Source organism: Streptomyces europaeiscabiei, from assembly GCF_001550375.1.
In the GTDB taxonomy this organism is placed as follows: domain Bacteria; phylum Actinomycetota; class Actinomycetes; order Streptomycetales; family Streptomycetaceae; genus Streptomyces; species Streptomyces europaeiscabiei.
In genome coordinates this window covers 20,371-31,857 of the sequence record NZ_LRTR01000472.1, presented here as the reverse complement: position 1 = coordinate 31,857, position 11,487 = coordinate 20,371, and the positions used below count along the sequence as shown (strand labels likewise).

Below are 11,487 nucleotides of genomic sequence, written 5' to 3'. Positions count from 1 at the left end.
CGTCGAAGCGGAGCCAGACGCGGTCGTGCGGGCCCCAGCGGTTCAGTCGGCCGAGGTCCGCGCGGAACGCGCGGGAGGCCAGGCCCGCGAGAACGGGGAGGGGCAGAAGCAGGCCCGTCCACTTGTGGACCGTGACCACCAGGGCCCGGCGGCCGACCAGTTCGGCGACGGCGGGGACGTAGAGGCAGGCCGCCGTCGCCACGCAGATGCCCATCAGTGCGGCCGTCGTGCGGTGGATCCAGCGTTCGGCGGCCGTGAAGCGCCTGACGCGGGCCTCCGCCCGGACGGGGGGCACCTCAAGTTGTCGGTTCATCGTCCCGCCCGTTCGATCGGCCGACCCACGCGTCGATGTCATAGCCCCGCTCCTCCCAGTAGCCGGGCTCGACCTCCTCGGTGACCTCGATGCCGGAGAGCCATTTGGCCGACTTGTAGAAGTACATGGGGGCCACGTAGAGGCGGACGGGGCCGCCGTGGTTGTGGCTGATGTCCTTGTCCTGCATACGGAGGGCCACCAGGACGTCCGCGCGGCGGGCCTGCTCCAGGGTGAGGCTCTCACTGTAGGCCCCGTCGAAGCAGGTGAAGCGGACCGCGCCCGCCGAGGAGCGGACGCCGGCCGCGTCCAGCAGCGCGGAGAGCCGCACGCCCTCGAAGGGGGTGTCCGGGACCCGCCAGCCCGTGACGCACTGGACGTCCTTGACCATCCGGGTCTGCGGGAGGGCCCGCAGGTCCGCGAGGGTGTACGAGGTCGGCCTGTCGACCAGACCGCCGACGGTGAGGCGGTAGTTCTTCGCGGTCCTGCGGGGGACGGACGACGTCACCGAGTAGTAGCGGAAGCCGCCGCCGTTGGGGAGCAGCCCCGTCAGGCCGGTGGGGTCCTTCTGGGCCGCCTCGCCGAGGAACGCCTCCATGCCTCGCTGGAGGACGGGCGCGGAGACCACGCCGAGGGCGCCGAGTCCGAGGGTGCCGAGGAGGACACGGCGGCCGATGGGCTTGCCCCGCTCGGGTTCCTGGCCGTCCTGGCGGTCCGGGCCCGTCCGGTCTTGGGGGTGTTCCGTCGGCACGGGCCGCGCTTCGGGATGTTCAGGGTTCACCTACCGATTCGACCATCCGCCGCCCCGGTCGGGCCAGTGGCGGCGGATATTCGTCAGGATTCGGTAAGGCTTCTCGGCCTCCCCCGCTCAGCGCACCGCCTTCGCCGCCGCGCGGCCGGCCGTGCGGCCGGAGAACAGGCAGCCGCCGAGGAACGTGCCCTCCAGGGAGCGGTAGCCGTGGACACCGCCGCCGCCGAAGCCGGCGGCCTCACCCGCCGCGTACACGCCCTCCAGCGGGTCGCCGCCCTCGGTGAGGACGCGGGAGGAGAGGTCGGTCTCCAGACCACCGAGGGTCTTGCGCGTCAGGATGTTGAGGCGGACGGCGATCAGCGGACCCGCCTTCGGGTCGAGGATGCGGTGCGGGGCGGCGGTGCGGATGAGCTTGTCGCCGAGGTAGTTGCGGGCCCCCCGGATCGACATGATTTGGAGGTCCTTGGTGAACGGGTTGGCGACCTCACGGTCCCGGGAGACGATCTCGCGGCGCAGCTCGGCCTCGTCGATCAGCGGCTCCTTCGTGAGCGCGTTCATACCGCGCACGAGGGACCCGAGGTCCTTCTCGACGACGAAGTCGACGCCGTTGTCCATGAAGGCCTTCACCGGGCCGGGGACGTCCGCGCGGGCCCGGATGAAGACGTCCTTGATGGACTTGCCGGTCAGGTCGGGGTTCTGCTCGGAGCCGGAGAGGGCGAACTCCTTGCCGATGATCTTCTGGTCGAGGACGAACCACGTGTAGTCGTAGCCGGTCTTCATGATGTGGTCGAGGGTGCCGAGGGTGTCGAAGCCCGGGAAGAGCGGCACGGGAAGTCGCTTGCCGCGGGCGTCCAGCCAGAGCGAGGACGGGCCGGGCAGGACACGGATGCCGTGGTTCTCCCAGATGGGGTTCCAGTTCTGGATGCCCTCGGTGTAGTGCCACATGCGGTCGCGGTTGATGAGGCGGGCGCCCGCCTCCTCGGCGATGCCGAGCATCCGGCCGTCGACATGGGCGGGTACGCCGGAGATCATCTTCTCCGGGGGGTTGCCGAGGCGCTCGGGCCAGTTGGCGCGGACGAGGTCGTGGTTGCCGCCGATGCCGCCGGAGGTGACGATCACCGCCTGGGCCTTCAGTTCGAAGGCACCGGTGACCTCGCGGCTGCTGGCCTGGCCGCGCTCGATGGCCGACGGCTCCAGGATCTCGCCGGTGACGGTGTCGACGGCGCCCGCGCTGCGCGACAGGCCGGTCACCCGGTGCCGGAACTTCAGCTGGACCAGCCCCCGGGCCACGCCCTCCCGCACCCGCCGCTCGAAGGGCTCGACGAGGCCGGGGCCGGTGCCCCAGGTGATGTGGAAGCGGGGGACGGAGTTGCCGTGCCCGTTGGCGTCGTAGCCGCCGCGCTCGGCCCAGCCGACCACCGGGAAGAACCGGACGCCCTGCTGGTGGAGCCAGGAGCGCTTCTCACCGGCCGCGAAGTCGACGTATGCCTCGGCCCACTTGCGCGGCCAGCGGTCCTCCTCGCGGTCGAAGGCAGCCGTGCCCATCCAGTCCTGGAGGGCGAGCGCGTGGCTGTCCTTGATACGCAGGCGGCGCTGCTCGGGCGAGTCGACGAAGAAGAGCCCTCCGAAGGACCAGTGCGCCTGGCCGCCGATCGACTGCTCCGGCTCCTGGTCGAGGAGGATCACCTTGCGGCCCGCGTCGACGAGCTCCGCGGTCGCCGCGAGCCCCGCGAGGCCCGCCCCGATCACGATCACATCTGCGTCGTACGACATTGGAGGACGTCCTCTCGGGAACGGGTCAGGCAAGCGGGGGCAGGCCGAAGCAGGCAAGGCACGGCCCCCAGGCTTTGTTACCGGCCGGTCAGCAGCTTTGAGACCAGATCCTTCGGCAGAAGGCGTGACCTAGTCAACTGCAGAGATGTGTCTCCTCTTACGGACAGCCCTCGGCGAGGCGGCTAGAGTCGTCCGAATACGTATCGGGCCACCCGTCGAGGTACAAATCACCTCCACGTCGGGATACCGAGCGGGACGTCCGGTGGGACGCTCGCCGCGGCCCGTCCGACGACCCGAGGTATTCCGCGTGTCGGTTCTCGTTCTTCTTCTCTCCGTCGGCGCCGCCTGCTGTCTGGGCTTCGGCTTCGTTCTCCAGCAGCAGGCCGCCGCGCACGCCCCACTGGGCGACTTCCTCTCGCCCCGGCTGCTGCTCGACCTGATCCGGGTGCCACGCTGGCTCGGCGGCATCGGGCTGATGGTGTGCGGCATGGCCCTGGGCGCGATCGCTCTCAGTCAGGGCGAGGTCACCCTCGTGGAGCCGCTCCTCGCCACGAACCTCCTCTTCGCCCTCGCCCTCTCCCGTCGGCAGACCCGTCAGCCGCTGGGCCGCCAGGGCTGGGCGGGGCTGGTGCTGCTCGCGGGCGGAGTCACCGCGTTCATCGTCGCCGGGCGGCCGGAGGGCGGGGCGGCGGTCGGCGGCCCCTTCCGGCAGTGGCTGATCATCGGCGTGATGCTGGGACTCGCGCTCCTGCTCACGACATACGCGAAGCGGTCGCGGCTCAGTGCGGCGCCGGTGCTGCTGGCGGTCGCGGCCGGGCTCCTCTACGGCGTCCAGGACGCGCTCACCCGGATCAGCGGGCAGCTGTTCGCTGGGGCCGGCTGGGGCGGACTGTTCACCTCGTGGCAGCCGTACGGGGTCGTGCTGCTCGGCGCGACCGGGCTCCTGCTCGTGCAGAGCGCCTTCGAGGCGGCGCCGCTGCGGATGTCCCTGCCGGCGCTCACCGCGGCGCAGCCGCTGGCGGGGATCGCGTGCGGGGTGGGGTTCCTGGGGGACCGGCTGCGGATGGACGCGGGGGCGCTCGCGTGGGAGGCGGCGGGGCTGGCGGGGGTCGTCGTGGGGGTGGTGCTCCTCGGGATGCATCCCGCGATGCCGTGCGGGTCCTCCGGGGGGACGCGGGAGACCTCGGGGGTGCGGGTTGCGTAGCGAGTGCGGCTGAGTGGCGAGTGCGGGTTGCGTGGCGAGTGCGGCTGAGCGGCGAGTGCGGGTTGCCTGGCGAGTGCGGCTGAGCGGCGAGTGCGGGTTGCCTGGCGAGTGCGGCTGAGCGGCGAGTGCGGGTTGCGTGGCGAGTGCGGGTTGCGTGGCGAGTGCGGGTGAGTGGGGCTTCTCGCGCAGTTCCCCGCGCCCCTGAGAAGCAGGGGCTGCGCCCCTCGCTTCTCGCCCCGCCCACGCGCAGCCGACCCCACGCTCGCTCCACCGATCCGCAGCCGGCCCCCACGCTCGCCCCACCCGCCCCCTGCTTGGATGGGGACATGAGTGCCGCCGACGAGATCCTCGACATCGTGGACGAGAGCGACCAGGTCATCGGGCAGGCCCCACGGGGCGAGGTGTACGCCCGGGGAATGCGTCATCGGGCCGTGTTCGTGCTGGTCAGGGACGCCGAGGGAATGATCTTCGTGCATCGCCGGACGGGCACGAAGCTGATCTTTCCGTCGCTGTACGACATGTTCGTGGGCGGGGTCGTCGGAGCGGGCGAGTCCTACGACGACGCGGCGCTGCGCGAGGCCGAGGAGGAGCTGGGTGTCTCCGGGCTGCCCCGGCCCGACCCGCTGTTCAAGTTCCTGTACGACGACGGGGCCGGGCGGACCTGGTGGTCGGCCGTGTACGAGGTCCGCTGCGACCTGCCGGTGGACCCTCAGGCGGAGGAGGTCGCCTGGCACGGCTTCCTGGCGGAGGCCGAGGTGGAGCGGCGACTGGGCGAGTGGGAGTGGGTGCCGGACGGGGTGGCGGCGTACCAGCGACTGAGGGCGCGCAGGGCCGCGGGGTGAAGCGCGGGGAGGGCGACCTGCACTCCGAAGCCGACCGGTAATGTCCTGCGAGTGATCGAATTTGTACAGAACGTCCGGCTCTGGTTCGCCCCCGGTGAGATCCGGGAGGAGGGCCGGACCCCGGACTACCGGTTCTCCCTGGCCAACGAGCGGACGTTCCTGGCCTGGCTGCGTACCGCGCTCGCCCTCGTCGGCGGCGGTTTCGCGGTGGACCAGTTCCTGCCGGACCTGCGCTGGGGCTGGCGCGTCGGGCTCGCGCTCGCCCTGCTGGCCGCCGGGGTGCTGTGCGCGTTGCGCGCGGTCAACCACTGGGTGCGCTGCGAGCGGGCGATGCGGCGCGGGGAGGATCTGCCGGTGTCCCGCTTCCCGGCGGTGCTCGGCCTTGTCGTCGCCGTGGTCGCCGTCGCCATGGTCGCCGTGGTGCTGGTCGGGTGGGAGGGGTGAGCCCGCCGCCCGCTCTCCCCGGGGCCCCCGACCGCGACCCCGGCCTCCAGCCCGAGCGCACCCGGCTCGCCTGGCGGCGTACGACCCTCGCGGGTGCCGTGATCGCCGTGCTCGCCGCGAAGTCCGCGCTGCACGGCGGGCCGTCGACGGCCGGAGTGGTGGCCGCGGCCCTGTGCGTGGTGCTGTGGCTGGGCTTCCTGGCGCTCGCCCATCGCCGTATCGAGGCCCTGGCGGCCTCCCGCCCGCCGGTCCTCGTACCCCGGACGGCCGCGGCGGCCGTCCTGTGTGTGATCGCCCTCGCGGTGTGCGGCGCGGCCCTGGTGTCCTGACACCGGGCCCTGGCGCCACGGGCCGCCGAGCGACAGGCCGCCACGGAGGGCGACATGGGGCAACGCAGAGCGATCGGACAGACCGAAGCGGGGGCAGGCCTTGGTGCGCGCATGGAGTTTCAAAAAGGTAGAAGTGGGACTTCTGTGACTAGCCTGGCCATGTCACCCCCGTACCACCGAAGGTGAGCGCGATGACCACCCTGCACCAGGAACACCCCGTCCACGACCACGACCATGGCCCCGCCTGCGGGCACACCGCCGTGTCGCACGGTGACCACACCGACTACGCGCACGACGGGCATCTGCACCGCGAGCACTCCGGCCACTGGGACGAATGCGAGCCGAGCGGGCACACCGCGCACGACGGTCACGGCCACGAGCACGGCGAGGACTGCGGGCACCAGGCGGTCACGCACGGGGACCACGTGGACTATGTGCACGACGGACACCGGCACGCCGCCCACGACGGTCACTGGGACGACCACTGAGGCACTGACGGCCGACGGCGGGGGGCGGCCGGCGGGCGGTAGCACAACCGCCCGCGCCGTTTCCGTACCCCGGATTCCACCGGATCGTCACCGACTGGCAGGCTCTGAGCACCAGTTGGCGACGATCCGGGGGGACGAAGGGGGTCACCGTGACCGCAGGAGAGCCGTACACCGTCGAGCTCGCGAGCGACGTGTACGCGTATGCGCAGCCGGACGGCGGATGGTGTCTGAACAACTCCGGTTTCGTGAGTGACGGGACCACCACCCTGCTCGTGGACACGGCGGCGACGGAGCGCAGGACCCGCGCCCTGGGCGCCGCGCTCGACGCGACCGGCGTCCCGAAGCCCCGACTCCTGGTCAACACCCACCACCACGGGGACCACACCTACGGCAACGGCTTCTTCACGCCGTCCGCCACCCTCGTCTCCCACGCGGCCTGCCGCCGCGAGGCCCTCGCCAGCGGGCTCCACCTCCACCTGCTGTGGCCGCGGACCGACTTCGGTGACGTCGGCATTCAGGGCGCGGACCTGACGTACGACGACCGCGTGACGCTCCACGTCGGCGATATCGAGGCCCAGGTCATCCACCCCGGCGTCTCGCACACGGTCGGCGACTCGGTCGTGTGGCTGCCGCACCGGCGGGTGCTGTTCGCGGGGGACCTGGTCTTCGAGGGCGGGACGCCGTTCTTCCTGATGGGCTCGCTGAGCGGTTCACTGCGGGCGCTGGCGCTGCTGCGCGAGCTGGGCGCCGAGACCGTCGTACCGGGACACGGGCCGGTCACCGACCCGTCCGCCTTCGACAGGGCCGAGCGGTACATGCGGTTCGTGGCCGAGATCGCCGAGAAGTCGCACGCGGCGGGGCTGACGCCGCTGGAGGCGGCCCGGAGCACGGATCTCGGGGAGTACGCGGCGCTGCCGGAGAGCGAGCGGCTGGTGGCGAACCTGCGGAGGGCGTACGCCGAGCTGGACGGGGAGCCGGAAGGCGAGGGCGTGGACCCGTTCGCCGGGTTCATGGACATGGCGACCATCAACGGCGGGGAGATGATGACCTGCCACGCGTGACGGCCCGCCCCGGGATGCGGCCGCGCCCGGCCGGATCCCGTCGAGATCCTGTCGAGACTCCGGTCACTTTCGTGTCGCCCACTGGACGACATACCGACCGGTCGGCATCATGAGTCGGGTCACGGTAATCCGCGTGTAGGAGCGATGATGCACCCAGACCACCCGCCAGGTCTCGATCCCGACCGGCTCCGCGCCCTGCTCTACACCGAGCGGCCCGGACTCGTGGGCGGCCCGCTCACCGGCCGGCTGATCGAGGGCGGACGGTCGAACCTGACGTACGAGGTCACGGACGGCGCCGCGAAGTGGGTCGTCCGGCGGCCTCCGCTGGGCCATGTGCTGGCGACCGCGCACGACATGAAGCGCGAGCACCGGGTGATCAGCGCGCTGTACGCGACGGACGTACCGGTGCCGCGTCCGGTGCTGCTCTGCGAGGACGAGGACGTGCTCGGCGCGCCCTTCTACGTCATGGACTTCGTCGAGGGCACCCCCTACCGCACCGCCGAGGAGCTGGCCCCGCTGGGCCCGGACCGCACCCGGGCCGCCGTGCTGGGCCTGGTCGACACCCTCGTCGAGCTGCACGCGGTGGACCCCGCCGAGGTGGGCCTCGCCGACTTCGGGCGCCCGGAGGGCTTCCTGGACCGGCAGCTGCGGCGCTGGGGCAAGCAGTTGGACGCGTCCCGCAACCGCGAGCTGGCCGGCATCGACGAACTGCACGCGGCCCTGGGGCGCCAACTGCCCCGCTCCCCCGCCCCGACCGTCGTGCACGGTGACTACCGGCTCGACAACGTCCTGCTGGGTGACGACGACCGGATCAGGGCGATCCTCGACTGGGAGATGTCGACGCTCGGCGATCCGCTCACCGACCTGGGCCTGCTGGTGATGTACAGCGTGCCGCTGGCAACGCCCGACTCCCCCGTCTCCACGACCGCGGCGGCGGCCGGGCATCCGGATCCGGCCGAGATCGTCGAGCGGTACGCGGCACGTTCGGGCCGCGACGTCTCCTCGGTGTCCTGGTACACGGCGTTCGCGTGGTTCAAGCTCGCCGTGATCCTGGAGGGCATCCACTACCGGTACACGCTCGGCCAGACGGTCGGCCGCGGCTTCGACCGCATCGGCGACCTGGTCCCCGTCTTCATCGCACACGGCCTGACGACTCTTCGCGCCGGCTCCCAGGAGGACTGACCCACCATGGACTTCGCATTCGACGCCCGCACGGAGGAGCTGCGCGCCAGGCTCCTCGCCTTCATGGACGCGTACGTGTACCCGGCGGAAGCCGTGGCCGAGGAGCAGCGCGCCGAGCTGGCCTCACCGTGGGACACGCCCGCCGTGGTGGAGGAGCTGAAGGCCGAGGCGCGCAGGCAGGGCCTGTGGAACCTCTTCCTGCCCGACTCCGAGTACGGGGCAGGGCTCACCAACCTCCAGTACGCGCCGCTCGCCGAGATCACCGGCCGGTCCCCGCAGTTGGCGCCGACCGCGCTGAACTGCGCGGCGCCCGACACGGGCAACATGGAGGTGCTGAGCCAGTTCGGCGACGAGACGCAGCAGAAGCAGTGGCTGGAGCCGCTGCTCGCCGGTGAGATCCGGTCGGCCTTCGCGATGACCGAGCCGGAGGTGGCCTCCTCGGACGCCACCAACATCACCACGCTGATCGAGCGGGACGGCGACGACTATGTCGTCACCGGGCGCAAGTGGTACATCTCCGGGGCCATGAACCCCGACTGCCGGATCTTCATCGTGATGGGCAAGACGGACCCGAACGGGGCCGACATCCGCCGCCAGCAGTCGATGATCCTGGTCCCGCGTGACACTCCGGGTGTCACGGTGAAGCGCGCGATGCGGGTGTTCGGCTACGAGGACCACTCCCACGGCGGGCACGCCGAGGTGGTCTTCGAGGGCGCGCGGGTGCCGGCCGCCAACCTGATCGGCGAGGAGGGCGGCGGTTTCGCCATCGCGCAGGCGCGGCTCGGACCGGGGCGCATCCATCACTGCATGCGGCTGATCGGGATGGCCGAGCGGGCGATCGAGCTGATGTGCCGGCGGGCGGTGGCGCGGGAGGCCTTCGGCAAGGCGCTGGCGCAGCAGGGGGTCGTGCACAACTGGATCGCCGACGCGCGGGTGGCGGTGGAGCAGTTGCGGCTGCTGGTGCTGAAGACGGCGTGGATGATGGACACGGTGGGCAACAAGGGGGCCCACGCGGAGATCCAGGCGATCAAGATCGCTACGCCGCGGACGGTCGTGGACATCATCGACCGGGCCATTCAGCTGCACGGTGCGGGGGGTGTCAGCCAGGACTTCCCGCTGGCCGAGCTGTACGCGGGGGCGCGGACGCTGATGATCGCGGACGGGCCCGACGAGGTGCATCAGCGGTCGCTCGCTCGGCGGGAGCTGAAGCGGTACGTGTGAGTGTGCGGGGGGTGAGTGGTCGGGTGCGGGTGAGTGGGGCTTCTCGCGCAGTTCCCCGCGCCCCTGAGAAGCACGGGCTCCGCCCCGTGCTTCTCAGGGGCCCGCAAGGGCCGTGCTTCTGCCCTACGGCCGCAGCGCCCGGAGCAGCAGGTCCGCCAGGTGGTCCGCCACCTCCTGGGGGGCCATCGGGCCACCGGGGCGGTACCACGTCGACAGGTGGTGGACCGAGCCGAAGTGGTAGTCGACCACCAGGTCGGCCGGGGTGGCCCTGGAGAAGACCCCCGTCTCCTGACCCTCCTCCACGAGCGCCCGGAAGCGCTCGTGGTAACGGCGACGCTCCGCCCGGACCTGCTTGTTCTTCTCGGGGCTCAGATGGTGCATGGACCGGAAGAAGATCATCGCGTCGTCGAGGTTGTCGATGGTGGTGACGACGACATCGGCGGCGGCACTCCGCAGCCGCTCCTCGACGGGCGCGTCGGCCCCGGCGAACGCGTCGAGCCGCTCCTGCTGGATGCGCAGCACGCGCGCGTACACCTCGTGCAGCAGGTCGTCCTTGGAGCCGAAGTAGTGGTACAGCGCGCCCTTGGTGACGCCGGCCGCCTCGACGATCTCCTGCACGGAGGTGCGGTCGTAGCCCCGCTCGGCGAAGAGCCGGGTGGCGGCCGCCAGCAGCCGCTGCGGGACGGGAGTACCGTCACCGTCCGTCGTCCTGGGCACTGCCGCCACCTGCCTTCCGAGGTTCTGTTGTCGCCTGGCGGTGGTCACCCGTCGGCCCCCGGCCGGTTCCCTACCGGCCGGAATCGGGCGCTCCCGCCGGAGGATCATCCCACTCCCCGGCACCCGTCCGCCGGGCAGGGCCGTCAGCCCGTCGTCTCCCACTTCTGCTGGATGTGGTTCATGTTCGTCAGCCAGCGCTCCGGGTCGGCCGCCCTGGCCTGGTAGAAACCGGCGACCTCGGGGTGCGGCAGGATCAGGAAGCGGTCCTTCTCGATGCCCTCGAAGAGCGCGTCGGCCACGTCCTCCGGCTCGATCGCGGTCGGCGCGAGCACCAGGTCGCCCGCGCTGCCGGAGGCCGTCAGCATGTCGGTGCGCACGCCCTGCGGGCAGATCGCGTGGACCTTGACGCCCCGGTGCCGGTAGGTGAGGGACAGCCATTCGGCGAAGGCGTACGCCCCGTGCTTGGTGACGCTGTAGGGCGCCGCGCCGATCATCGTCAGCAGCCCCGCCGCCGAGACCGTCGAGACGAAGCGCCCGCTGCCCCGCTCCAGCCATGCCGGCAGCAGCTCGTGGGCCGCCCGGACGTGGGCCATCACGTTGACGTCCCAGGCGAGCGCCCACACCTTCTCGTCGGCCGCTTCCGTCCCGCCGGAGGCGAGCCCGGCATTCGCGCAGTACACGTCCACGGTGCCGCCGAGCGCGTCACGCGCCTCGGCGATGATCGAGGACGCGTCCCCGGGCACCGCGATGCCGCCGATCTCGTCGGCCACGGCCTTGGCCCGGTCAGCGTTCAGGTCGTTCACCACGACCCTGGCCCCCTCGGCGGCGAACCGCCGCGCCAGAGCGGCCCCGATCCCGCCCCCGGCCCCTGTGACGACCACACCCGCACCCTGTACGGCTCCCACGATCGGTCTCCTTCGACTTCGACGCGACGTACCACGAACGGCTCCACTCGGACGACCAGACTAACCGGTCGGTATGCGGCAGAGAAGAGCCACTCGCAGCGCACACCGGCGGGAGCGCCCCGAAGGGGCGCGGGGCTGCGACATCCGCGGCTCCGCCGCGTGGGCGCGACCAGCCACAACCGCCCCGCAGGTTACAAACCACCCGCGGGAGCGCTTAGCTTGCGTATACGCCGCTTCCCGCGACCCGGAGGTCACCCCCC

12 protein-coding genes and 1 pseudogene are annotated in these 11,487 nt (G+C 71.7%); 8 read left to right on the top strand and 5 right to left on the bottom strand.

Annotation, left to right across the window (positions count from 1 at the left end; translation table 11 throughout):
- The 3 genes and pseudogenes from AWZ10_RS23050 to AWZ10_RS23040 form a co-directional block, all read right to left on the bottom strand.
- Positions 1-313, bottom strand: a pseudogene (locus AWZ10_RS23050) (cytochrome b/b6 domain-containing protein); the annotation flags it as partial.
- Positions 297-1,091 (bottom strand): molybdopterin-dependent oxidoreductase, encoded by a 795-nt coding sequence (locus AWZ10_RS23045; RefSeq protein WP_060891954.1) that lies wholly within the window; start codon positions 1,089-1,091, stop codon positions 297-299. The pseudogene AWZ10_RS23050 and the gene AWZ10_RS23045, both read right to left, overlap by 17 nt.
- An 87-nt stretch (positions 1,092-1,178) precedes the next feature.
- A complete protein-coding gene (locus AWZ10_RS23040; RefSeq protein WP_060891953.1) occupies positions 1,179-2,834 on the bottom strand; it encodes an FAD-binding dehydrogenase in 1,656 nt (551 codons plus the stop codon).
- A gap of 307 nt (positions 2,835-3,141) precedes the next feature.
- Between AWZ10_RS23040 and AWZ10_RS23035 the strand changes: the two genes are divergently transcribed.
- From AWZ10_RS23035 to AWZ10_RS23000, 8 genes are all read left to right on the top strand, one after another.
- Positions 3,142-4,038 carry a DMT family transporter gene (locus AWZ10_RS23035; RefSeq protein WP_060891952.1) on the top strand — a complete coding sequence of 299 codons (897 nt, stop codon included), beginning with the start codon at positions 3,142-3,144 and terminating at the stop codon, positions 4,036-4,038.
- A gap of 326 nt (positions 4,039-4,364) precedes the next feature.
- On the top strand, positions 4,365-4,880 hold the full coding sequence (locus AWZ10_RS23030) for an NUDIX hydrolase (RefSeq protein ID WP_046708863.1): 516 nt from the start codon (positions 4,365-4,367) through the stop codon (positions 4,878-4,880).
- 51 nt (positions 4,881-4,931) lie between these two features.
- The gene (locus AWZ10_RS23025) at positions 4,932-5,324 is read left to right on the top strand and encodes a YidH family protein (protein WP_037701919.1); all 393 of its coding nucleotides are present in this window, start codon (positions 4,932-4,934) and stop codon (positions 5,322-5,324) included.
- The gene (locus AWZ10_RS23020; RefSeq protein ID WP_046708862.1) at positions 5,321-5,653 is read left to right on the top strand and encodes a DUF202 domain-containing protein; all 333 of its coding nucleotides are present in this window, start codon (positions 5,321-5,323) and stop codon (positions 5,651-5,653) included. Before AWZ10_RS23025 ends, AWZ10_RS23020 begins: the two co-directional genes overlap by 4 nt.
- A 191-nt stretch (positions 5,654-5,844) precedes the next feature.
- Positions 5,845-6,141, top strand: coding sequence for a hypothetical protein (locus AWZ10_RS23015; RefSeq protein WP_037725554.1), 297 nt, complete (start codon positions 5,845-5,847; stop codon positions 6,139-6,141).
- A gap of 149 nt (positions 6,142-6,290) precedes the next feature.
- On the top strand, positions 6,291-7,202 hold the full coding sequence (locus AWZ10_RS23010) for an MBL fold metallo-hydrolase (protein WP_046708861.1): 912 nt from the start codon (positions 6,291-6,293) through the stop codon (positions 7,200-7,202).
- A gap of 147 nt (positions 7,203-7,349) precedes the next feature.
- Positions 7,350-8,384: a phosphotransferase family protein gene (locus AWZ10_RS23005; protein WP_046708864.1), complete on the top strand. Its 1,035-nt coding sequence runs from the start codon at positions 7,350-7,352 to the stop codon at positions 8,382-8,384.
- A gap of 6 nt (positions 8,385-8,390) precedes the next feature.
- Complete coding sequence (locus AWZ10_RS23000) at positions 8,391-9,605, top strand: acyl-CoA dehydrogenase family protein (RefSeq protein ID WP_046708860.1); 1,215 nt, start codon at positions 8,391-8,393, stop codon at positions 9,603-9,605.
- Positions 9,606-9,728: 123 nt separating this feature from the next.
- Here the strand turns inward: AWZ10_RS23000 and AWZ10_RS22995 are convergent, their stop codons facing one another.
- Together AWZ10_RS22995 and AWZ10_RS22990 are read right to left on the bottom strand one after the other, a co-directional pair.
- Complete coding sequence (locus AWZ10_RS22995; RefSeq protein WP_046708859.1) at positions 9,729-10,322, bottom strand: TetR/AcrR family transcriptional regulator; 594 nt, start codon at positions 10,320-10,322, stop codon at positions 9,729-9,731.
- 143 nt (positions 10,323-10,465) lie between these two features.
- Entirely contained in the window at positions 10,466-11,230 is a 765-nt protein-coding gene (locus AWZ10_RS22990) for an SDR family oxidoreductase (protein ID WP_060891951.1), read from the bottom strand.
- Positions 11,231-11,487 lie beyond the last annotated feature (257 nt).

What these genes read in the sequence shown, in the direction of transcription:
- AWZ10_RS23040 (WP_060891953.1), bottom strand. Translation starts at nt 2,834, where the DNA reads ATGTCGTACGACGCAGATGTGATCGTGATCGGGGCGGGCCTCGCGGGG.
- AWZ10_RS23030 (WP_046708863.1), top strand. Translation starts at nt 4,365, where the DNA reads ATGAGTGCCGCCGACGAGATCCTCGACATCGTGGACGAGAGCGACCAG.
- AWZ10_RS23015 (WP_037725554.1), top strand. Translation starts at nt 5,845, where the DNA reads ATGACCACCCTGCACCAGGAACACCCCGTCCACGACCACGACCATGGC.
- AWZ10_RS23005 (WP_046708864.1), top strand. Translation starts at nt 7,350, where the DNA reads ATGCACCCAGACCACCCGCCAGGTCTCGATCCCGACCGGCTCCGCGCC.
- AWZ10_RS23000 (WP_046708860.1), top strand. Translation starts at nt 8,391, where the DNA reads ATGGACTTCGCATTCGACGCCCGCACGGAGGAGCTGCGCGCCAGGCTC.